Annotated in this window: 22 protein-coding genes and 1 pseudogene; 5 read left to right on the forward strand and 18 right to left on the reverse strand. The window is 64.2% G+C overall.

The window, feature by feature from the left end:
- Positions 1–6: 6 nt before the first annotated feature.
- Genes KBY99_RS07855 through budA form a run of 4 tightly spaced genes read right to left on the reverse strand, consistent with a single transcriptional unit; the run spans position 7 to position 2300 of the window.
- On the reverse strand, positions 7–213 hold the full coding sequence (locus KBY99_RS07855; protein ID WP_254998384.1) for a hypothetical protein: 207 nt from the start codon (positions 211–213) through the stop codon (positions 7–9).
- 33 nt (positions 214–246) lie between these two features.
- Entirely contained in the window at positions 247–453 is a 207-nt protein-coding gene (locus tag KBY99_RS07860) for a type II toxin-antitoxin system Phd/YefM family antitoxin (protein ID WP_254998385.1), read from the reverse strand.
- Between the two features lie 36 nt (positions 454–489).
- Positions 490–1419 carry a GTPase Era gene (gene era, locus KBY99_RS07865; RefSeq protein ID WP_254942139.1) on the reverse strand — a complete coding sequence of 310 codons (930 nt, stop codon included), beginning with the start codon at positions 1417–1419 and terminating at the stop codon, positions 490–492.
- 26 nt (positions 1420–1445) lie between these two features.
- Positions 1446–2300: an acetolactate decarboxylase gene (budA, locus tag KBY99_RS07870; RefSeq protein WP_254942140.1), complete on the reverse strand. Its 855-nt coding sequence runs from the start codon at positions 2298–2300 to the stop codon at positions 1446–1448.
- Positions 2301–2358: 58 nt separating this feature from the next.
- Between budA and KBY99_RS07875 the strand changes: the two genes are divergently transcribed.
- On the forward strand, positions 2359–2883 hold the full coding sequence (locus KBY99_RS07875) for a hypothetical protein (protein WP_254942141.1): 525 nt from the start codon (positions 2359–2361) through the stop codon (positions 2881–2883).
- Between the two features lie 43 nt (positions 2884–2926).
- Positions 2927–4480: an alpha/beta hydrolase family protein gene (locus KBY99_RS07880; RefSeq protein ID WP_254998386.1), complete on the forward strand. Its 1554-nt coding sequence runs from the start codon at positions 2927–2929 to the stop codon at positions 4478–4480.
- Between the two features lie 42 nt (positions 4481–4522).
- Here the strand turns inward: KBY99_RS07880 and KBY99_RS07885 are convergent, their stop codons facing one another.
- The 6 genes from KBY99_RS07885 to KBY99_RS07910 form a co-directional block, all read right to left on the reverse strand.
- On the reverse strand, positions 4523–5260 hold the full coding sequence (locus tag KBY99_RS07885; protein ID WP_106502211.1) for a Bax inhibitor-1 family protein: 738 nt from the start codon (positions 5258–5260) through the stop codon (positions 4523–4525).
- A gap of 123 nt (positions 5261–5383) precedes the next feature.
- Positions 5384–5890 (reverse strand): FUSC family protein, encoded by a 507-nt coding sequence (locus tag KBY99_RS07890; RefSeq protein WP_254998387.1) that lies wholly within the window; start codon positions 5888–5890, stop codon positions 5384–5386.
- Positions 5887–6918: a PhoH family protein gene (locus KBY99_RS07895; protein ID WP_254998389.1), complete on the reverse strand. Its 1032-nt coding sequence runs from the start codon at positions 6916–6918 to the stop codon at positions 5887–5889. The genes KBY99_RS07890 and KBY99_RS07895 overlap by 4 nt, the downstream gene beginning before the upstream one ends.
- Before the next feature lie 11 nt (positions 6919–6929).
- A complete protein-coding gene (rpsP, locus tag KBY99_RS07900; protein WP_254998391.1) occupies positions 6930–7376 on the reverse strand; it encodes a 30S ribosomal protein S16 in 447 nt (148 codons plus the stop codon).
- Positions 7377–7425: 49 nt separating this feature from the next.
- Positions 7426–8886, reverse strand: coding sequence for a signal recognition particle protein (ffh, locus tag KBY99_RS07905; RefSeq protein WP_254998393.1), 1461 nt, complete (start codon positions 8884–8886; stop codon positions 7426–7428).
- A gap of 75 nt (positions 8887–8961) precedes the next feature.
- A complete protein-coding gene (locus KBY99_RS07910; RefSeq protein WP_254998396.1) occupies positions 8962–10974 on the reverse strand; it encodes an IMS domain-containing protein in 2013 nt (670 codons plus the stop codon).
- Between the two features lie 95 nt (positions 10975–11069).
- Between KBY99_RS07910 and pdhA the strand changes: the two genes are divergently transcribed.
- Positions 11070–12197, forward strand: a complete 1128-nt coding sequence (gene pdhA, locus KBY99_RS07915) for a pyruvate dehydrogenase (acetyl-transferring) E1 component subunit alpha (RefSeq protein WP_254998397.1) — start codon at positions 11070–11072, stop codon at positions 12195–12197.
- Between the two features lie 10 nt (positions 12198–12207).
- Here the strand turns inward: pdhA and KBY99_RS07920 are convergent, their stop codons facing one another.
- On the reverse strand, positions 12208–13134 hold the full coding sequence (locus KBY99_RS07920; RefSeq protein WP_254942150.1) for a sigma-70 family RNA polymerase sigma factor: 927 nt from the start codon (positions 13132–13134) through the stop codon (positions 12208–12210).
- Positions 13135–13276: 142 nt separating this feature from the next.
- Positions 13277–14830 carry an NAD(P)H-hydrate dehydratase gene (locus KBY99_RS07925; protein WP_254998398.1) on the reverse strand — a complete coding sequence of 518 codons (1554 nt, stop codon included), beginning with the start codon at positions 14828–14830 and terminating at the stop codon, positions 13277–13279.
- Between the two features lie 23 nt (positions 14831–14853).
- Between KBY99_RS07925 and mnmA the strand changes: the two genes are divergently transcribed.
- A complete protein-coding gene (mnmA, locus tag KBY99_RS07930; RefSeq protein ID WP_409996545.1) occupies positions 14854–16065 on the forward strand; it encodes a tRNA 2-thiouridine(34) synthase MnmA in 1212 nt (403 codons plus the stop codon).
- A gap of 42 nt (positions 16066–16107) precedes the next feature.
- Here the strand turns inward: mnmA and KBY99_RS07935 are convergent, their stop codons facing one another.
- From KBY99_RS07935 to KBY99_RS07945, 3 genes are read right to left on the reverse strand one after another with little or no spacing between them, the layout of a single operon-like run.
- Positions 16108–16353, reverse strand: coding sequence for a 2Fe-2S iron-sulfur cluster-binding protein (locus tag KBY99_RS07935; protein WP_254998400.1), 246 nt, complete (start codon positions 16351–16353; stop codon positions 16108–16110).
- Positions 16354–17844: a cobyric acid synthase gene (locus tag KBY99_RS07940; RefSeq protein WP_254998424.1), complete on the reverse strand. Its 1491-nt coding sequence runs from the start codon at positions 17842–17844 to the stop codon at positions 16354–16356.
- A 44-nt stretch (positions 17845–17888) separates the two neighbouring features.
- Positions 17889–18284: an Npun_F0494 family protein gene (locus KBY99_RS07945; RefSeq protein ID WP_254998401.1), complete on the reverse strand. Its 396-nt coding sequence runs from the start codon at positions 18282–18284 to the stop codon at positions 17889–17891.
- Positions 18285–18305: 21 nt separating this feature from the next.
- Between KBY99_RS07945 and KBY99_RS07950 the strand changes: the two genes are divergently transcribed.
- Positions 18306–18884 carry a Maf family protein gene (locus KBY99_RS07950; RefSeq protein ID WP_254998403.1) on the forward strand — a complete coding sequence of 193 codons (579 nt, stop codon included), beginning with the start codon at positions 18306–18308 and terminating at the stop codon, positions 18882–18884.
- On the opposite strand, the gene KBY99_RS07955 is transcribed toward KBY99_RS07950, so the two are convergent.
- From KBY99_RS07955 to KBY99_RS07965, 3 genes and pseudogenes are all read right to left on the reverse strand, one after another.
- Positions 18862–19845 (reverse strand): YcgJ family protein, encoded by a 984-nt coding sequence (locus KBY99_RS07955; RefSeq protein ID WP_254998405.1) that lies wholly within the window; start codon positions 19843–19845, stop codon positions 18862–18864. The genes KBY99_RS07950 and KBY99_RS07955 overlap by 23 nt on opposite strands.
- Before the next feature lie 179 nt (positions 19846–20024).
- Positions 20025–21410: a photosystem II reaction center protein CP43 gene (gene psbC / locus KBY99_RS07960; RefSeq protein WP_106502199.1), complete on the reverse strand. Its 1386-nt coding sequence runs from the start codon at positions 21408–21410 to the stop codon at positions 20025–20027.
- Positions 21394–21715: pseudogene (locus KBY99_RS07965) on the reverse strand (photosystem II D2 protein (photosystem q(a) protein)); the annotation flags it as partial. The pseudogene KBY99_RS07965 and the gene psbC, both read right to left, overlap by 17 nt.

The raw sequence follows: 21715 nt of genomic DNA on the forward strand, positions 1-21715 counted from the left end.
ATTCTCTCAGCCGCCTGACCCGCTGTCGCCCATCCAGATCACCTGGTGGCCGTAACCGCGGAGGGTTCGATCCGCTGTAAGCAGGGGGAGGTCGCGATGGATCCAGGGCAGATGCTGCACCGCCAGAAAGTGTTCTGGCTCGATTCCCAGTTCCCAGAGGCTCACCTCGCTGCACAGCATGGGTAAGCGGCGGTCCATGAGGGTGCCACGCAACGTTGCCGGTATGCGCTCAGGGGCAATGGCCAGCTAGAGCAGCAGCTCGGCTTTGAGGTCGCAGTCCAGAACCGCAGACCCCTGAAGAAAGCCGAGCTCGCGTCGGCGAGGAGCCTCATCTACCGGCACCAGCCGCACCATGGCTTTGCCGGCACTCGCAATCACCACATCCTCGCCATCGAGGGCTTGCTCGACATACCTGGAGAGATTGGTTTTGGCGTCGTGGAGGTCGACTTGCATTGCTTCGGCTAAGCCGGTAATGCGGCTAAGCAGGTGTTACTCCCCCCGGTAGCCCAGTTCGCTCAAGCGCGCGGCGCTGCGGCGCCAATTGGGCACCACCTTCACGAACAGCTCCAGATACACCGGCCCGTCGATCAATTTCTGCATCTGCTGGCGGGCGCCGCTGCCGATCTCCTTAAGCATGCGGCCCCCTTTGCCGATCAGGATCCCCTTCTGGCTGCTGCGCTCCACCAACACCGTGGCCAGCACGGCGGTGCGCGGCCCGTCGTCGACGATGCGCTCGATCTGCACCGCCACCGAGTGGGGAATCTCCTCGCGGGTGTGGTGCAAAACCTGCTCGCGGATCAACTCCGCCAGCAGCAACTGCTCGGGCTGATCGCTCACCGCATCCGGTGGGTATAGGTGGGGACCCTCCGGTAGGTCGGCGGCGAGAGCTGCCACCAACTCGCTGGTACCCGCGCCGTTCAAGGCGCTCACCGGATGCAGGGGCCAGCCCGGCACCAGCTCGCGGTAGCTCTGGGCTAGCTCCTCGGTCCGGGCCGGATCCACCAGGTCATTTTTGTTGAGGGCTAGGTGCACAGGTGCGCGGCAGTGCTGCAACATCTCCACGATGAAGCCATCGCCCCGGCCAGCCGGCTCGCTGCCATCCACCAGCAACAGCACCACATCCACTTCCCCGATGGCGCGGCGGGCGCTCTGCACCAGTCGCTCCCCCAGCAGGTGGTGGGGCTTGTGGATGCCTGGCGTATCTAGCAGCACCAGCTGGGCTGTTTCGGTGGTGAGGATCGCCCGCAGCCGGTTGCGGGTGGTTTGGGCAACGGGCGAGGTGATCGCCACCTTTTCGCCCACCAGCTGGTTGAGCAGGGTGGATTTACCCACGTTTGGCCGGCCGATCAGCGCCACGAAGCCGGAGCGAAAGCCCTCAGGGCTAGTGGGTAGGGCCGGGATTGTCGTGGGAAACTCCATAACACCAGCCTGGCAGCCGGCAGGCCTTAGAAGGTTTTGGCTTCTGCCCGGGCCAGGGCTTCGCTGGGATCCCGGCTGAGGTCAGCCTCGAGGAAGTCGCGCGTCTGGGGCAGAGCCACCCGCAGCTCGGATTCCAGGTGCAGATCCACGGTCAACTGGCCCGCTTTCACAGCGCCGTTCTCGAGCACATGGCCTCCGCAATGGCGATCGTCGCTGAGGAAATGGAAGTGATAGCCAGGGATATTCAGGCTGCTGACGTAACTCGGCGACCAGAAGCCCACCAGGGTGCCGCTGAGGTTGTGGTGGTCGAACACGGTCTGGACTGTGGCGGCTGCCTCCAGTTCCGTGCCGGTCTCCACGGCGCTGACGGTTCGCACCTCAATGCGATCCAGCATGCCGCGCACGCGGATGGCCATGAAGAGGTTGTCGCTCGGTCGCAACGCGTCGAGGCGGTTGCAAAGGTCTGCCCAGCTGGTCACCTGCTCGAACTGGTGCTGCTGGTCGCTGTGGAAATGGGTCACCACAAAAAAGGGCGTCAGTTCCTCGTCGGGGGCTCGGCTGAGGGAACCATCGGCCCGGGCTTGCCAGCATTCGCCCTCCAGCAGCACCCCTTCGCCATCGAGGTGGTCGAAGGTGCCCAGGCCGAAATCGCCATGCCGGGCCAGCTCGCCTACCCGCAGGCAGCCCTGGGACACCCCTTCCACCACGGCCGTGGAGGTGGATACCTGCCAGAGGGTGTGGTGCTCCAGGTCGAGATAGTCGCTCAGAGCCGCTCGCAGCACGTGGCTGGCGCTTTCGCCCGTGCGACGGCAATGCGCCTCCAGGGCCCGGCGGTGTCCCTCGGGCAAGTGCAGCTCCATCGTGTGGCGGCGGCGGGACATCGAAGCGGGGCAGCTAACGCCCACAGGCTGCTTTAGTGTGAAGCTTGTGTCCATAGCGATGACCCCAGCTCCTCGCCAACCCACCTTCCAGCAGGCCATGGAGATCACGGCCCAGTGGCTGGCCCTCTGGGAGAACGGTGAACTCAGCGACGAGGTGCTGGCCGACCGGGTGGCTGAGCTGGTGGCAAGCCGCGATGGTGCCAGGGGCTTTTTTGTTGTGAGCCTGGCCGGCGACTGCCCGCTGATGGACCGCCTGCCCGAAACCCTGCTGCTCCAGCTGCGGCTGGCAGGCGAGGGCGTCGTCGATCTCTCGGCCCGCAACCTGGCGATGAGTACGGCGATGGCCCTGCACCATCAACGTGCTGGCGATTCCAGCCAGCAGGGGGCTTCGGAGCGGGTGCAAGCCCGCTGCACCGAACTGCTGCGGAGCCTTGAGCCTCAGGCCGTTAAGGAGCGGCTGGAAATCCTGCTGGCGGCTACCGCCGGGCAGGGAGAAGACGTCGCCTTCCTAGATCGCTGGGGCTACGACGCCGAGCAGCGGAGCTCGATCGCCGCCGCAATCGAAGCTGTGGCTGAGGCTTGAAACGGGCCAAGATGACTTAACTGCCTCGCCGTCGCTTCTGCCCATGAATCTCCCCTTCAGATCCCGGGCTTTATCCATTCTGGCCACGGGAATCGGTGCCGCCGCCTTGCTGGGCTCGGCGCCGGCCAGGGCGATTGAAACCATTAATTTGCGCCTGCCCCTGCTCGAGACAGACTTCAGCATCAGGGTCGCTGAATTGCGAAGTCCGGAAGCATTGATTGCCGGCGACAGCGATCTGGCTGAGCTCGACCGTGCCACCCGAGGCGAGATTGGCCGCAGGCTTAAGGCCGTGGTGAACTCAAACCTGCCCTTTGAGGCCAAGGCGGTTATTCGCCAGGCCCAGGGTTCACCGCTGCTTGATCAGGTGCTGCTGTTGGTCGGGGCCCTAGGCGATATCGATGGCTTGCCTGATCCGCTCGATCCGGCTCAGTTTGAGCAAGCCATGGAGCGGTCTGCCGCTAAGGGGGGCATCACCCTGCTGGATGTGATCGAGCAGCTACCAGGCCAGAGCGTCACGGTGGAGCTGGGCCGGTTGGGATTTTCAATTCAGCGGTTTCGAGACCAACGCCGCTCGGCTGAAAAGCTGATTGCCTCCATCCCGGCTGTGGGCAGTGCTGGACCACTGCAGGAGGCAGGGCGGCAGTCTGTTGCCCGCCAGGAATTAAAAATCGTCGTTGGCCATCGCCCGGAGCCGTTGGCTCTGGTGGTGCTCGAGCCAACCGGATCTGGAGCGGCGCCCAATCGACTGGTGGTGATTTCCCACGGGCTGTGGGATGACCCCAGCAACTTCGAGGGCTGGGCAGCCCACCTGGCTAGCCATGGCTACACCGTGGTGCTGCCCCGCCACCCAGGCAGCGATCAAAGCCAGCAGCGAGCCATGCTGGCCGGCAAGCAGCCTCCTCCTAGTCCGTCTGAGCTGGCCCTGCGGCCTAAAGACGTGTCGGCCGTTATTGATGCGGCCGCCCAGGGGCGGCTCGCCTTGCGCCGACCTGTGAACACCCAGGCGGTGCTGGTGGCGGGCCATTCCTGGGGTGCGACCACGGCGCTGCAGCTGGCTGGGGCCCGGCCCATCACCACCAAACTTCAGCAGCTTTGCGATGAGGTGCGCGATCCCTCCCGCAATCTCAGCTGGATATTGCAGTGCAACTTTGTTGGTTCTGCGGATAGCGCCGCTCTGGTCGACCCCCGGGTGGCTGCTGCCATTGCGGTGAGTCCGCCGATGCGCTTGCTATTTGATGTCGATTCCGCCGGCAGCATGAAGGCGAAGGTGCTGGTGATCAGTGGCAGCCGCGACTGGGTGGTGCCGCCCGGGCCCGAGGCGATCGAGCCCATGGCCAGGGCCACCCGGGGCGGCGCCAGTGGCCACAGCCTGGTTCTGGCTGAGAATGCCGATCACTTCAATTTGCGTTCGCCAAGGGGCGAGTCTGGAGGCCCCCTTCGGGCTCTGATGTTGGCTTGGTTTAACTCTGCTGCTCGCTTAAGCCCAGGTAACCCGCCTGAATTGCCGCTTGCTGGTTGGGGTAGTGCAACCCATCCGCTGCGGGACGTGACATCGGCATTGCCCAAGCCACCGCTCAAGTCACAGGCTCAGCCATAAAAAAGCGCCCCTTTGGGGGCGCTGAAGCTGCTGGATTGAAGCTCAGTCGCGGCGTCCGCCGCCCTGGAGGGCAATGATCAAGCGCAGGATGAAGATGAATAGGTTGATGTAGGTGAGATACATCCCCAAGGCGCCGGCCAAGTATTGGTCGTCGCTGTAGGTGCGAGGCATCGTGTAGAAGTCCACGAAGGCTGCGCCTACGAACAGCACCGTGCCGAAACCTGCAATCAGCAGTTCGAAGGTGCCGCCGCTGAAAACGCCTGGGGCAAAAATGCCACCGATGATCTGCACGACCATGGCGATCAGCAGGCCGAGGATGCCCAGACCCACTACGCCGCTCAGGGCTTGGCCGATGTTGTCGCTCATGCGGCGACCTACCACTGAGGCCACCACAAAAGTGATGCCCGTAGCCAGGGTGGCTGTGCCGATGGCGCCTACACCAGCGGCACTTACGGCGTAGGCAACGATGCCACTGAGGGTGAAGCCGGTGATCAGGCTGTAGGCCGTCAGCAGCGGCAGGGCAGTGTTGTTGTTGCCCTTCAGGGCCACATTCTGGGCCACGAAGAACAGGATGAAGTTGCCGATCAGGGCCACCCAGAACAGGGGCATGAACAGGGCTGGGCTGCTGGCCATCAAGGCCAGGCCTCCCATCACCCCACCGGCGGTGAGCACCATGCCGCCGCCCACATAGGGCAGGGCCTTGTTGACCACATTGGGGCCCACTAGGGCGCTCGATTGGGCCTCACGAATGGCCTGTTGAAAATTGCTGCTGGCCGGCATGGCGCACCAGTGGTTTCGAAGTTTCTATATCCTGCCAGTGATCTGCAGGCAACGGGAGGCCCTGCTGGCTGCCGTTGGTGCGGATCTCCCTATCGGGATGGGCTCAGGTTTGGCACCTGGGCTTCAGGAATCGCCACCAGCCTGGTGGTTTGAGCTAGGCCAGAGCCCCGCCGCGAGCACCGCAACGCCGGTGCCGATGCATGATTCAGCCAAGCGCAGCAGGGCGTTTAGCACCGGACTCAGCTTCGGATCCAGGCTGCCGGTGACCATCACAACGATCACGGTGATCGCTGCCAGGCGGCCATGGCTGGGCACATTGATCGCTGCGCAGAGCGCAACCGTGGCGAAGATTGCCACAGCCATGCCAAGTGGGTGAAAGGGCAGCAGCGTCAGGTAAATCGCACTGGTGCCGGCGCCGATGGCTGAACCCAAAATTCGCAGTGAGGCTGAGGAGGTTGTCTCCCTGCGGGTGGCCTGGGTTACCACAATTGCGGAGATCGCCGACCAAAGCCCGCCGATCTTGGGTAGGTAGCCAGGGAACAGATTCGTGAACCAGTAGCCGAGCAAGTAAGCCACCAAAGCCGCTACGGCGATTTCGGCGGGGATGCGCAGACGCTCTGCTTTGTTCATGGTTCAGGCTCACTGCACTGGTTATCGAATCGCCTTTTAACGGCAGGCGCCAGCTTGGTGGCATCGCGATCGGCATAGGCCTCCACCAGCCGCTGCACTAGCGGGTGGCGCACCACGTCAGCCGTGGTGAGCTCGCAGATCGCCACCCCCTCCACCCCCTGCAGCACCTGGGCAGCTTCCTGCAGGCCGCTCTTTACCCCATAGGGCAGGTCCACCTGGGTGGGATCGCCAGTTACCACCATGCGGGAGTGTTCCCCCAGCCGGGTAAGCACCATCCGCATCTGGGCGGTGGTGGTGTTTTGGGCTTCGTCGAGGATCACAAAGGCGTCGGCCAGGGTGCGGCCGCGCATGTAAGCAAGAGGGGCCACTTCAATCACCCCTTTTTCCAGCAGGGCACCGGTGCGCTCGGCGCCAAGCAGGGCGTGCAGGGCGTCGTAGAGGGGGCGCAGGTAGGGATCAACTTTCTGCTGCAGATCGCCCGGTAAAAACCCGAGCCGTTCGCCCGCCTCAACCGCCGGGCGAGTGAGCACCAACCGCTCGACCTTGCGCTCGGTGAGCATGCGCACCGCCTGAACGGCGGCCAGAAAGGTTTTGCCAGTGCCCGCCGGGCCGAGGGCAATGGTGAGGTCGTGGCGCTCCATAGCTTCCACATATGACTGCTGGCGCAGGGTGCGCGGGCGCAGCGATTTGCCACTCTGGCTGCGGGCCAGCACTTGGCGCCCCATTTGCTGATGCTCCGCGCTCCTGCCGGTGTCGAGGGCCTGCAGGGCTACCCGCACATCCACTTGGGTGATGGCTTGGCCTTCCTGCCAAAGGGGGCGAAGCAATTCCACCAACGCCGCAGCTCTCTCCATCTGGCTGGGAGGTGCCTGAATGACCAAATCCAGCCCCCGCAGCACTAGCGAAGCTCCGGTGAGGGCTTCGAGTTGGCGCAGGGTGGATGATTCGGCGTCACCTGCCAGGGCTAGAGCCGCGGCAGGATTGGGCAGGGGAATGGCAAAGCTTGTGGGCCCCTTTGGCTCTGCCATGGGGCGAAAGCTCAAGCTTCGGCGGTAGCGGCGGCTTCCGTAGTTGCTTCGTCGGCACTGGCGGCTTCAGCAGCAGCAGCTTCGGCAGCTGCTTTGGCTTCGGCGGCAGCAGCAGCTTCGGCAGCCTTGGCCTCAGCTGCTTCCTTAAGAGCCTGCTTGGCTGCAGCTTCGCGGGCATCAGCCTGCTTCTGCTTGCCAACAACCTCGGCGGGGCGCACTGTCTTCTCGATCAGACCACCCTTCTCGAGCAAGGAGCGCACCGTGTCGGTGGGTTGGGCCCCCTGGCCCAGGCGAGTGCGGATCGCCTCGGTGTCGAGACGGGTCTCTTTGGTACGGGGGTTGTAGAAGCCCAGCTCCTCAAGCGGACGTCCGTCGCGGCGAGAGGTGCTGTTAGTGGCAACAAGGCGGAAACTCGCTTCCCGCTTCTTTCCAAACCGCTTCAGGCGGAGCTTGATCATCGTGGCCTTGCGCTAGGTGTCCAAACAAGCAATGTACCCCGTCGGGTGCTCATAGCTGGCCAAATCCCTTGCGTTTCTTGGCGGGCTTGGCAACTCTTTGCCCCGCCCCACCGCCAACGCCACCGCGACCGCCACCGCCACCCATGGGGCCAGGCATGCCGGGCATCCCTGGCATCCCTGGCATTCCCCCCATCCCAGGCATGCCGCCGCCACGGGTCATCTGCTGCATGAAGCCGCGCATCTTCTGGAAATCGGCCAGCACCTTGTCCACCTCGGCTGAGCTGTGGCCGCAGCCAGAGGCGATGCGGCGCCTTCTTGAGGGTTGGGAGGCCAGCAGCTCCGGTTGCTGGCGCTCGATCTCTGTCATTGAGCCAATCATCGCCTCGATCTTCTTGAGCTGCACCTCGCCTTGCTTGAGCATGCCGTCGTCAATTTTGTTCATGCCCGGGATCAGCTTCATCAGCCCGCCCAGGGAGCCCATACGCCGGATCATGCGCATCTGCTGTAGAAAGTCGGAGAAGTCGAAACTGGCTTCCTGGAGTTTTTGCTGCATGCGGGCCACGTCGGCCAGCTCCACCTCCTTGGTGGCCTTCTCCACCAGGGTGAGCACGTCGCCCATGCCGAGGATGCGGCTTGCCATCCGCTCGGGATGGAAGGGCTGGAGAGCCTCTACCTTCTCGCCGGTGCCGATGAACTTGATCGGCGCACCGCTCACCTTGCGGATCGAAAGGGCTGCACCGCCGCGGGAGTCGCCGTCGAGCTTTGTGAGCACGGCTCCTGTGATGCCAACCTGCTCGTGGAAGGCCCGGGTGAGATCGGCGGCCTCCTGGCCGATCATCGAATCCACCACCAGCAGCACCTCGTCGGGCTGCACGGCCTGACGGATCCGCACCATCTCCTCCATCATCGACGTGTCGATTTGGAGTCGGCCGGCGGTGTCTACCAGCACCGTGTCGAAGCCCTCCTCGCGGGCCTTGGCGATGCCGGCGGCGGCGATGTCCTCGGGCTTGGCTTCGGTGCCAAGGCTGAATACCTCCACGCCGATTTGGGCGCCCAGGGTTTTTAGCTGCTCAATGGCGGCAGGTCGGTAGACGTCTGCTCCCACCAGCAGGGCCTTGCGCCCCTGTTCCTTGAGGTGAAGGCCGAGCTTGGCAGTGGCGGTGGTTTTGCCGGCGCCCTGCAGGCCGGCCATCAGCACCACCGAGGGCGCACCGGGTTTGCCTCCTGCGGCCAGGGGGGCGTTCTCGCCTCCCATGGTTTCAACCAGCTGCTCGTGCACCAGCTGGATAAATTTCTGATCCGGGCTAACGCCCCGGACCACCTCGGCGCCCACGGCCTTGCGGCGCACCTCCTCGACGAAGTCCTGAACCACCGGCAGGCTCACATCCGCCTCCAGCAGGGCTCGACGCACCTGCTTGAGCGCGCCTTCCACGTTGGTTTCCGTGATCGAGGCCTGCCCTCTCAGGCTCTTAACCGCCTCTTCAAATCGCTGGGAAAGCTCGTCAAACATCGCGGTGCCACTCCGGGGCCAGGGGTTGGGGCCTGGGCCCCATATTGAAACGATCGTAAAAACCAGTCCGGCTGGTCAGGGAGCTTTCTGGAAGCTCACCAGGCGCCAGATACCTCCGTCGCGGCCAAACACATAGAGGTTGCGAAGCTCCATCTTGCTGGGCTCGCCTTGAGGATCCCCCTTGGCGTTGAGCCGCTGATCGGTGTAGCTCAGCCCCACCGTGGCGGCGATGCGGTTGGTGTCTCGCTCGTTGATCACCAGATTGGTGATGTCGGTGCTGATGGTCTGGGTTTCGCCACGGGCCTGATCGGCGTCGCGCTCCGAGGCGAGTCGATCCAGCTGGCTTGGCCGGGCCAGCACCTCCAGGGGAATGCGACTGTCTTTGCCTGCCAGGATTGCGGCCTTGGCGTCGAGCCATGCTTCGAGCAGGGCCTGCACCTGGACTTCACTCGGCGCTTCCTCCCGCAGGGGCAGGCTGGGCTCGGCGGCAGGGGTGGCCTTGACGGCAGGGGTTGCCTTGACGGGAGCGGTGGGCTTGATGGGAACAGCTGGTGGGGCGACCGGTTGCACCGCGATGGGAGTGCGGCCCGGGCCGGGGGCGGGAGAGCGCAGCCTCACAAACGAGGCGATGGCAAGCAGTGCTACCCCGGCTGCCACTGCTACTCCGGTAGTTGTGCGGCGCGAGGGCCACTGCCAGTGCCACTGCCACTGGGGCATGCGCTCCATCCAGGAGGCAGGACCATGGCTATCCCAGGCTTCCCGCAGGTTCTCTAGCCAGTCCGTCCCGTCCCAGTCCCACTGCTCGTCTTCGTCTTCCTGTTCCAGGAAGCCGCCGCTGGGGCTGGCTGGGGCTGCGCTAACCGGGGCTGAGCCCGTGTTCCAGGCAAAGGCGTTTTCGGCGGGCGCTGGCAATCGCTCTGAGGGGCTGTCGTGCTGCTCGACGTAGGCCTGTACGTCGCGGTCGGCGAAGTAGGCCTCCAGATCCGGATCAGCCTCCAGATCGCGGTAGCCGGGCAACACATCACGCGCCAGCCAGTCGCGGCAGTAGGCGCAAAGTTGGGCTAGGGAGTCACTGCTTTGCTGCTCGGCCCAGCGCTTCAGTTCGGGGGTTGCTCCCTGCTCGAAGGCGCTGCGGGCTTTGTCCACCTGACCAAGCAGCAGATGCAGGCAGGCCAGCAGCGGTTGCAGTCCGTCTTGACCGCTGGCCTCGAGCCGCTCGCGGGCCGCGGCGATGCGCTCGGGCTTGCGTTGGGCAAAGCCGGAGGCGGTGAGGGCGGTGCTCGCCAAAAAATCTGCAGCCGCAGAGGCTTCTGCCCAGCGACTGAACAAATCCACCTGTTCCTGCACTGTCAGGAAGGCACGGATCTGCTTAAAAAAGGCTTGAAATTCCTCCGCGCCCATGCTCGGGTCACCGAAACCCTCCAGTCCGCCCCTGCGGGCTACCAGCTCTTCAAGCAGGGTCAGACCCTCGGCCCTTTCCGTTTGGGCCGTGAGGTTGCGGCTGAGTAGGTCCAGTACTCGGTAGGGCCGCAAACCATCGAGCTCGTCGCTTAGTTGCTGGCGAATGGCTGGTAATTGGCCCATCCGCTGCAGCAGGTGCTGGCCCTGTTGCAGGGTCTGGGCGGAGGCCTCGTAGCGCCGCTGCTGGTGCAGGTCGACGGCGGCCGCCAGGCAGGCGAGGCCAGCTAACAGGGCCAGGTCGGCCTCGCGAGTGCTTCCCAGCGCTGGCGTCTGAGGTGGCTGTAGGGCCCGGCAGGCGAGCTCGAAGCTTTCGAAGGCCTGACCCGCTTCGAGCAACAGCAGCAGGCCGCCTACCTCCTTGCTGGTGGGCACATCAAGGGCGGGCATCAGCGTTGGCCCGCTGCCGGCCAGTGCCGTCAGGTCGGATTCGTAGGCCTGGCGCCGGCTGCTGTCGCTGAGTAGGTCGGCGCTGGCGCGCAGTAGTTCCTCACGGGCTAGCAGGGTTTCCTGGGTAAATCCCTGATCTGGCGCCCGGTCGATGCGTTGCTGCAGGGTGCGCAATAGGGACTGCAAGTCCGTGGTCGGGTTGACTCCGAGCAACCGGAAATGATCGATCGGCAGTTCCAATCCAGGCCTTTCACTGGTGGCTGACTGTAGGCAGGGTCAGAGGTTGTGGCACAAATTGTCAGCTGCTGCGGGAACAGACCTCGTACAGTTGGGCAATGACGCAGGCGGACATGGGCCACGACATTGCGGCGGCACCTGGATCAGCCTCCGGAGCACCGACCTGTTCAGCCGACGTCACCAGTTTGGTGGGGGCTCACGCTGAGCGCCTCGAGAACCTTTACCCATCCGTGCCTGCCACGGTGAATCGCGAGGAGGGTTTGATGCTCTACCGCGACATGACCCTGGGTCGGCGCTTTGAGGACAAGTGCGCGGAGATGTACTACCGCGGCAAAATGTTTGGCTTTGTGCACCTCTATAACGGCCAGGAGGCCGTGAGCACGGGCGTGATCAAGGCGATGAAGCTGCAGCACGACTGGTTTTGCAGCACCTACCGCGACCACGTCCATGCCCTGAGCTGCGGCGTGCCGGCCCGCGAGGTGATGAGCGAGCTATTCGGCAAGGAAACCGGCTGCAGCAAGGGCCGTGGAGGCTCCATGCACCTTTTTTCCAAAGAGCATCACCTGCTCGGTGGCTACGCCTTCATCGGCGAGGGCATTCCGGTGGCCCTCGGCGCAGCTTTTACCAGCCGCTATAAGCGCGACGCCCTCGGAGATGCCTCCAGCGACTCCGTCACCGCAGCCTTCTTCGGCGACGGCACCTGCAATATTGGCCAGTTTTACGAATGTTTGAACATGGCGGCGCTGTGGAAGCTGCCGATCCTGTTTGTGGTGGAGAACAACAAGTGGGCCATTGGTATGGACCACAACCGTGCCACCAGCGATCCGGAGATCTGGCGTAAGGCCGCTGCCTTTGGCATGGCTGGTGAGGAGGTGGACGGCATGGACGTGCTGGCGGTGCGTGCCGCCGCCCAGCGCGCCGTTGAGAGGGCCCGGGCCGGAGAGGGCCCCACCCTGCTGGAGTGCCTTACCTATCGCTTCCGCGGCCATTCCCTGGCTGACCCCGACGAGCTGCGCGAAGAGGCTGAAAAGGAGTTTTGGGCCAAGCGAGATCCGATCAAATCCCTTGCCAGCCGCTTGATCGAGCGGGGCTTGACTACGGCCGAGGAGCTCAAGTCGATCGAGAAGGAGATCGATGCCGAAGTGGCAGATTGCGTCGAATTCGCCCTGGCGGCTCCCGAACCCAAGCCGGAAGAGCTCACTCGCTACATCTGGGCGGAAGACTGATACCCGTGCCCTAAAGCGTCGTGGGGGTGCGGCGGGTGAGATTGCGCAGCTTGCGTAGAGCTTTGAGTTCTACCTGGCGCACCCGCTCCCGGGACACATCGAGCCGCCGGCCGATCTCCGCCAGGGTTTGACGCTCCTCTCCTTCCAGCCCGAAGCGCAGTTGCAGCACCTGGCGCTCCTGGTCGCTCAAATGGCTCAGCCAGCGCCCTAGCTGCTCTTGATGGATGCCGCGCTCCACCCGGTCGAGGGGCTCCTCCTCGGAGGAATCGGCGATCAGATCGCCCAGGAAGCTGCGGCCTTCATCACCGTTTACTGGCGCATCCAGGCTCGAGGTGGTGAGGGACTGGCGCAACAGGCCATCAAGCTCTTCGATCGGCATGGCCATGGCCTCGGCGATCTCCTGGCGGCTGGGCATGGCGCCGAGCTTGTGGGCAAGGTCGAGGCTCACCTTGCGAATGGCGGTGAGGCGCTCGCTGAGATGCACCGGCAGTCGAATCGTGCGCGACTGGCAAGCGATCGCTCGGGTCATGCTCTGGCGAATCCACCAGAAGGCATAGGTCGAAAACTTATAACCACGGGTGGGATCAAATTTCTCAACAGCCCGCTCCAGTCCCAGTGAACCTTCCTGGATCAAGTCGAGCAGCTCGAGACCCTTGCCTTGATATTTTTTGGCAACACTTACGACTAAGCGCAAATTGGCCTTCATCATGCGCTGCTTAGAGCGCTTGCCGATGCGCAGCAATTTCTTTTCCAGGTCGCTGAGCTCCCGATCTCCCTCCTCCGTAAGGCGCATCATTGTTTGCACCTGATTGCCGAGTTCGATCTCTTCAGCTGGCGTCAACAGGGGCTCCCGCCCGATCGTGGCCAGGTACCAGGTAATCGGGTCGCTACTTCTACGGCGGCTGCTTTCGCTGACCCTCGTCGGGGATGAGGTCATAGGTACGCCTATCGAAGGAGTTGACTATCGAGGCAAATTCGGCTCTAAGAGGGTGTTTTCAGCAACCCTTCAGCTTTCACTTGCAAAACAACACAGAAGCAGCCCTGTCCTGGCCTGACATTTACTGATTTCCGTGTTGTGATCAACACAGCTGAGCCAGTTTTTCTGCCACCTGCATTGGTGTGAAACCGCTCTCGGAGTTTTCCCCCCGTCGCCCAGCCTGGGCGTGGGCCAGTGCTGCCGCGGCGAGCCAGGCGGCGTCGGCGTTGCCGCTGGCGGCCAGGGCCATCGCTCCCAGGCCGGCGGCGTAGCCGGCCAGCACGTCTCCGAGTCCTGTTCTTGCACTACCGGGGCTGGCTTCGAGCAATTGCCAGCGGCGGCCATCCGGGGCCGCCACGATGCTGCGGGCCCCTTTGAGCAATACGCAGGCCCCACTACTCATGGCCGCCTGGGCGGCCGCCTCCAGGGCGGTGCTGCCGGCGAGCTCGGGAAAGAGGCGGGCGAATTCGCCGGGGTGGGGGGTGATCCAGGTAGGCCCCTGTCGCTGCTGGAGCCAGCGGCTTGCCTGCAGACCGAGCCCTTGGCTCACTGGCCCCGCCAGGCGGTTGAGGCCGTCTGCATCAAGCACCAGCAGTCCTTGCCAGCTCAGCAGCTCACTCCAACTCGGCGGATTGGGCCAGCAGTTGGCCTCCCCCAGGCCGGGCCCGACCAGCAGGGCATCCAGCCGCTGGGGATCGAGTTCGGCCGGGGGATCGAGGCATACCACTACCTGTGGGTGCTGCTGCCAGATGGTGCCGGCCAGGGCCTCGGGCAGGGCGGCCCGGACACTGCCGCAGCCGCTGCTGCTGGCGCCGGCCAGGGCCAGGCTGGCGGCACCCCGATAGGTATCGCTGCCCGCTACCACCAGCAGTCGGCCGCGCTGATATTTCGATGCCGCCGGGTTGAATTTGGGTTTAGGCCTTGCCGCCAGATCCCGCTCCGCCAGAGCCAGGGGCACTTTGAGCGGAAGCTCCTGCAGCAGCGATGGCGGCAGGCCCAGGTCGACCCAGTGCAGCGACCCCACAGCCTCTAGGGCCGCGTCTTGAACCAGGCCGGTCTTGATGAGGCCGATTGCATAGGTGCTGATGGCCTGGGCCGTGTATGAGCCGGTGGCCTGGCCGCTGTCGGCGCATAGGCCCGTGGGCACATCAATCGCCACTAGCCCATGTGGCCGCTGGCGCTGGCGCTGACGCAGCAGGGCTTCGATCGCCTCTCCAGGTGCTCGCCGCTGGCCGATGCCCAGCAAGGAATCGATCCAGAGGGCGGCACCGCTGGGATCGGGGCTTGACTCCAGCCGGGGAATGCCAAGCCACATGGCGTGGCGCAGGTGGGCGGCGCTGAGCGGCTTGTGGTGCCCAAACGGGCTCCAGATGGCCGTTGAGATGCCAGCCAGGTGCAGTTCCCGGGCGATCACCAGCCCATCCCCGCCGTTGTGGCCTGGCCCCACCAGCACCAGCGCCCCATGGCGCCCCAGCCGCTCGCCGTGCTGCTCCAGCAGCAGCCGACTAACCGCCAGGGCGGCCTTCTCCATCAGGGCTTCCACCGGCAGGCCGCTGGCGAAGAGTTGCTCCTCCAGCGCTGCCATCTGGGCGCTGTTGACCAGCAGGTGGCTGCTATTGCGTTCCGGCCAAGGGGCTACTGCGGACGGCTCTCCCAACCCCTTTAAGGCATCTGGGTTTCATGATGGGAGTACTCCCGCCAGCTGTCTGCCCTTTGCCTGCTCCAGTGGCTTCTTCCGCTTTTGTGCCGCCTGCCTCTACGCCCGCTGGCCAGGCCGCTTTAGAGCGGCTGCGGGCCTGGCCCGGGGAGCATCGCGTTGCGGTGGGCCTCTCAGGCGGCGTTGACAGCTCCTTGACGGCAGCCCTGCTGGTGGAGGCGGGCTGGCAGGTGGAGGGCCTCACCTTGTGGCTGATGAGTGGCAAGGGTGCCTGCTGCGCCGAGGGCCTGGTGGATGCCGCCGGCATCTGCGAGCAACTAGGGGTGCCCCACCACGTGGTGGATTTTCGCGAGCACTTCCAGGCCCAGATCGTTGATTTTCTGGTGCAGGGTTATCAGGCCGGTGTGACGCCGCTGCCCTGCTCTCGTTGCAATCGGGAGGTGAAATTTGGGCCGATGCTCCAGTGGGCTGAAAGCGAGCGGAGCATCGGCCGGCTCGCCACGGGGCATTACGCCCGGGTGCGCCATGGCGCTAACAGCGACAACGGCCGTCACCAGTTGTTGCGCGGCTTAGATGGCCAGAAGGATCAGAGCTACTTCCTCTACGACCTCCCCCAGGAGGCCCTGGGCCGGCTGGTGTTTCCCCTCGGCGAGCTCACCAAGGCAGACACGCGGCTGGAGGCGGAGCGCCATGGGCTGCGTACGGCCCAGAAGCCCGAGAGCCAGGACCTCTGCCTGGCCGATCACCACGGCTCGATGAAGGCCTTTCTCGATGCCTACCTGCCGCCGCGTCAGGGTCAGATCGTGCTTACCGATGGCACGGTGGTGGGCGAGCACGACGGCATTGAGCACTTCACGATCGGCCAGCGCAAGGGCCTGGGGGTGGCCTGGAGCGAGCCGCTGCATGTGGTGCGCCTTGATGGGGCTATGAATCAGGTGGTGGTGGCACCCCGCGCTGGGGCGGCCCGGGGCGAAGCGTTGGTGGGGGCGGTGAATTGGGTGTCGATCGAGCCACCTACGGCGCCCATGGAGCTGGCGGTGCAGGTGCGTTACCGCAGTGCACCCGAGCCGGCCCGACTGATTCCCTTGCCCGCCACCGACGCCGATAGCGCAGCCCTGCGGCCCCACCGGGTGCGGTTGGAGTTTGCCGAGGAGCAGTTTTCGATCACTCCTGGTCAGGCGGCGGTGTTCTACGCCGGTGAGGTGCTGCTCGGTGGAGGCCTGATTCAGTCCTGAGCCCAGGCAGGCCTAAGCCCAGGCGATTCTGAGTCCAGCCAGTCACCAGTAGGGGTCGCTGGCTAGTTCCACCGTTAGCGAGCCGGAGCGGCTGGCGGGCACCGTGGCAATGCAGGCCCGCACCACCTGGCCGTTGACTTCGATCTCGCAGGCGCCGCAACTGCCGCCCAGGCAGCCGGTGGGGATCAGAAAGCCTGCGGCCTGGGCTGCCACCAGCCAGTCACACCCGGCGTTGCAGCTGCTGGTGTGGCCGTTGGGCCAGTGGATGCTGGTGGCGGAGGCGGCCATTTAGGGGCTCAGCAGGGGGGTGAGGTTCACGTGGGCCTCAAAGGCATCGGCGAGTCGCTCTAGGAGGGCGTCTCGCTGCCGGCTGTGGTGGGGCGGGTTCTCCGGTAGGGCAGCCAGGCCGCGACGCTGGCGAAGTTGGTTGAGCCAACGGCGCCGCCAGGGCCCGCTTTCGAATACCCCATGCAGGTAGGTGCCAGCCACCAGACCACCCGCTTCGCCAAAGCTGTACCAATGGCCCAGGTCGGGATCGGTGGCGAGGGGCTGCAGGGGGCCGGCAGTTTCGATGGGGCTGCTGAGGCCGCGATGCAGTTCGAATCCCTCCAGGCTCAAGCCCTCGCCGGGCCAGCGGGCCGTGCTTTGGCGCTGGCGCAGGGCCTTGCGGCCGCCGAAGCGGGTGCGTAGCGGCAGCAGATCCAGGCCGACCACCACTTGCCCGGCGGCGCAATCACCGCCCTCAAGGCCCTGCGGATCCAGTAGCTCCCGGCCCAGAAGCTGTAGGCCGCCGCAAATCCCAAACACCTGCCCCCCGCCGGCGACGTAGCTGCGCAGCTCCTGCCCCAGCCCAGCTCGCTGCAGGGCCGCCAGATCTCTCAGGGTCTGCTTGCTGCCCGGCACGATTACCGCATCGGGGCGCCCCAATGGTTCCCCCGGCGCCAGCCAGCGCAGCTGCACGCTTGGTTCGGCCTCGAGGGGATCGAGATCGGAGAAATTGCTCAGTGATGGAAGGCGCAGCACGGCGATCTCCAGCTCGGCGCCGCTTTTGCGGCCGCGGCGCTCCAGCAGATCGAGGGAGTCTTCTGGCGGAAATAGCTCGTCGAGCCAGGGCATAACCCCCAGCACGGGGATGCCGGTGTGGGCCTCTAACCAGCGGCGCCCCTCGTTAAACAGCTCACGGCGGCCGCGGAAGCGGTTGATCAGCAGGCCGCGGATCAGGGGCCGCTCCACCGGCCGCAACAGCGCCAAGGTGCCCACCAATTGGGCAAAAACGCCACCGCGCTCGATGTCGGCCACGAGGATGCAGCGGGCCCGCAGAAATTGGGCTAAGCGCAAATTTGTGAGGTCGCGGGATTGCAGGTTTACCTCCACCGGGCTGCCCGCTCCCTCCAGCACTAGGCGCCCCCCCGGATGGGCCGCCTGCAGCTCGCTCAGGCCGGCGCGGATGGCCGCCCAGCCAGGCCGGAACCAGTCGCGGTAGTAGTGCTCTGCGCGGGCCAGCCCCACCGACTGGCCCAGATGGATCAGCTCGCTGGTGGAGTCGCCCTGGGGCTTGAGCAGCACCGGATTCATGCTGTGGTGTGGTTCGAGTCCGGCCGCCCAGGCCTGCAGCGCTTGGGAATAGGCCATTTCGCCGCCGTCCTGATCAACCCAGGCGTTGTTGCTCATGTTCTGCCCCTTGAAGGGCAGGGGCGTTTCGCCGCGACGGCGCAGCACCCGGCAGAGGGCAGCAGTCATAAGGGACTTGCCAGCCCCGCTACTGGTGCCAAGCACCATCAGGGGGGTGGGTGCGGCTGGGGCCGGCTGAGCAGCTTTTGCGCTCATAGACGCGGCCGATGGCGGCGCAACCCGTGCAGCAGGCGATCCAGCCCACTGGCGCCTGGAATCTCCCCAGGCCACTGGGCCAGCAGCTCCCGTCCCATGGGCGTGAGCCGCACCCGCTCGGTGAGGCCCTGGCCATCCACTTCCCGCCGCAGCACCCCCAGTTGGATCAGCCAGATCCAGTGGGCTTCAACCCGATCGGCCGTCGGTGCTCCCTGGCAAAGGCTCTGGAGGTCGTTCCGGCGGCAGAGCTCGCCGCCGCTGAGAGCCCGATCGCTCACCTCCACGTAAAACGCCCGCCTAAATGGCAGGCAGCGCATTGCCTGGCTGGCCCTGGACAGGGAGCGTTTGTTTTGAAGCAGGGGGTCGATCGCGGCGGCTTCCCGGTGTTGCATAGAAGGATTCTCCCTGACCCCATGCTCGTGCTCGCCTCTGCCTCCCCAGCTCGCCGGCGCCTGCTGGAGCAGGCCGGCATAGCTCATCAGGTGCAGGTGAGTGGCGTTGATGAGGAGTCGATCAGCGATCCCGATCCCGCCCAGCTCGTGCAGCGGCTGGCCCGGGCCAAAGCCGAAGCCGTGGCACAACAATTGCCCCAGGGCTCCAGGGTGCTTGGCTGCGATTCGCTGCTGGTTTTCAACGGTGAGGTGTTTGGCAAGCCCGCTGACGCTGGCGAAGCTCGGCAGCGCTGGTTGCAGATGGCAGGCGGTTGGGGTGAGCTGATCACCGGCCATTGCCTCCTGCCTTGCTGCCAAGAAGCAGCTGATGGCGGGCCACTGTTGGCCGCGGTAATGACCCGCGTGCAGTTCGCTCCCCTCAGCGCGGCGGAGATCGACGCCTATGTAGCCAGTGGCGAACCCCTCCAATGTGCCGGTGGCTTTGCCTTGGAGGGGCGTGGAGGGCTGCTGGTGGAGCGAATTGAAGGTTGCTTCAGCAACGTGATCGGCTTGAGCCTGCCGTTGCTGAGGCGATGGCTCAAGGCCCCATCAAGTTGTTGAGCAGCTGGCCGAAGCTATTGCCGTTACTGGGGGCAGCAGTGGGTGTCACGGTGAGTACCCGATCAGACCAGGTGAAGCTGACACTGCGGCCCTGGTCATTGACATTGACTGGCCAGGAGTTGCCCTTGACATCGCTGAGCTGGTAGCTGCCGCCCCTGGGCTTGCTAACGCTGTAAATGTTGCCGTCTTGAAGACTCACCTCTAGGAGTCGTCCTTTGCTAGTGCGGTTTTCCCTCAGTTCACAGTTGCCGTTGTACAGGGATTTAAACCAGCGGGTCATGCGGCATTGGGCCGCTCGGGTCTGGGTACTGCTGGCACCGCCAGCGCCAGTCCCATTCGCACTACCGAATAGTTGGTTGGAGAGAGCAACATTCACCTGCTGACGGTTCCAGCCATCGCTCCAGCAGGTGCGAGCGTTCAGATCACAGGCGCTGCCGTTGCTGAGCCGAAATTGACGTGGCGGTGCTTGGTCGGCCAGGTTGCGCAGGGCGTTTTGCTCGGCAAAGGATCCGAAGTACTCCCTCGTCAGCCCCAGGGATAGGCCGGACTGGTCGTAGCAGACAGGACTGCTGCCGGGGTCGCAGACGATTCCGGCACGGGGGGTTTGCAAACCCTGGAGACCGCCGCCGGATTGATTTGCTGTTGTTGGGAGTGAGCCGAATAGTTGCTGGGTGAGGTTGGGAGCCATTTGGGCCCTCTGCCAGCCATCACTCCAGCAGGTGGCCGCGCGCGAGTCGCAAACAGCTCCGTTGCTCAGTCGGAAGTCATTCGCCTGGGGGCGGTTGCCCAGCTCGGAGCTAAGACGGTTGGCAGCGATGCTGCCGAAGTAGGTCTGGGTTAGGCCGATGGAAGGTCCTTGCTTGTCGTAGCAGGTGGGACCAGCTTGGTCGCAGATTACACCTGCAGCAGGAGAGGTGATAGCTCCTTGGGCCTGGGCTGGCTGGGCCAGTAAAGGAACCATATTTAGACCAGTTGCCAGCAGAACAGTCTCCAATAGCCGTGATCTTGAGCTCAGGTTTTGAACTGAATGGTGGGCCATTAATAAAGGTCTTATTTCTCCGAAACCTAGTCAGATAGGGGCGGGGCGGCAACAAAAAAGCCCCCGCTCGAAAGCGGGGGCCAGCAACGATCACTTTGTGATCAATCCAGATCCGGCATAGCCAAGGTGGGCTCTGCCTTGCGATCAATGCCCTTCTCGAAACCAGCAGCAGCAGCGCGAGCGCGACCTGCATGCCACAGGTGGCCGACCAAGAAGAAGAAGGCGAGGACAAACTGCGTGGACGCCAGCCACTGGCGGATGTTCACGAAGTTCACCGAGTTGGGCTCGGTGATGATGCCGCCAACGGAGTTCAGGGAGGCGTTCGGAGCGTGGGTCATGTATTCAGCCGCGCGGCGCACTTGCCAGGGCTGAATGTCGTTCTGGAGTTTGTCCAGGCTCAGGCCGTTGGGGCCGCGCAGGGGCTCCAGCCAGGGACCGCGGAAGTCCCAGAAGCGCATGGTTTCACCACCGAAGATGATCTCGCCTGTGGGTGAGCGCATCAGGTACTTACCCAGACCGGTGGGGCCCATGGCCGAACCGATGTTGGCGCCGAGGCGCTGGTCACGCACCAAGAAGGTGAAGCTCTGGGCCTGGGAGGATTCGGCGTTTGTGGGGCCGTAAAACTCCGAGGGATAGGCGGTGTTGTTGAACCAGATATAAGCCGAGGCGATGAAGCTCATAAAGCTCAGGGCGCCGAGGCTATAGCTCAAGTAGGCCTCACCATTCCAGATGAAGGCGCGACGCACCCAGCCGAACGGCTTGGTGATTGCGTGCCAGATGCCTCCGAAGATGCAGATCAGACCGATCCAGATGTGACCACCGATGATGTCTTCCATCGAGTTGACCCCGATGATCCAGCCCTCGCCACCAAAGGGTGCGCGGGTGAGATAACCGAAGATCACGCCGGGGCTGAGGGTTGGGTTGGTGATGATTCGCACATCGCCACCGCCCGGTGCCCAGGTGTCATAAACACCGCCAAAGAACATGGCCTTGAAGACCAGCAGCAGGGCGCCGACGCCGAGAAGAATCAGGTGATAACCAATGATGTTGGTCATCTGATTCTTGTCGCGCCAATCCTGGGAGAAGAACGTGGAGTAGTTCTCCAGCACTTCAGGACCACGCAGGGCGTGATACAGACCACCAAGGCCGAGCACGGCCGAGCTGATCAGGTGCAGCACACCAACAACAAAGAACGGATAGAGATCGGTGACCTCACCGCCAGGACCAACGCCGTAACCCAGGGTGGCTACGTGGGGGAACAGGATTAGACCCTGCTCGTACATGGGCTTGTCGAAGGTGAAGTGACTCACTTCGAAAAGCATCATGGCTCCAGCCCAGAAGACCATCAGGCCAGCGTGGGCGACGTGGGCGCCGAGTAGGCGACCGGAGAGGTTGATCAGACGGGCATTGCCCGCCCACCAGGCATAGCCGGTGGAGTCGAGGTCTTTGCCCCCGACCACCAGATTGGAATTAAAGGGCGTTTCCACGGGGCAGAACCTCTTCAGGGAAGACGAAGTTTTCATGCGGCTGGTCAGCCGGTGCCATCCAGGCACGCAGACCTTCATTCAGCAAGATGTTCTTGGTGTAGAAGGTTTCAAATTCAGGGTCCTCAGCAGCGCGGATCTCCTGTGACACGAAGTCATAGGCGCGCAGGTTGAGGGCAAGGCCGATGATGCCGATGCTGCTGGTCCAAAGACCCATCACCGGCACAAACAGCATGAAGAAGTGCAGCCAGCGCTTGTTGGAGAAGGCGATCCCGAAGATCTGGCTCCAGAAGCGGTTGGCGGTGACC

This window comes from Cyanobium sp. Maggiore-St4-Cus (assembly GCF_024345615.1).
GTDB lineage: Bacteria > Cyanobacteriota > Cyanobacteriia > PCC-6307 > Cyanobiaceae > Cyanobium_A > Cyanobium_A usitatum.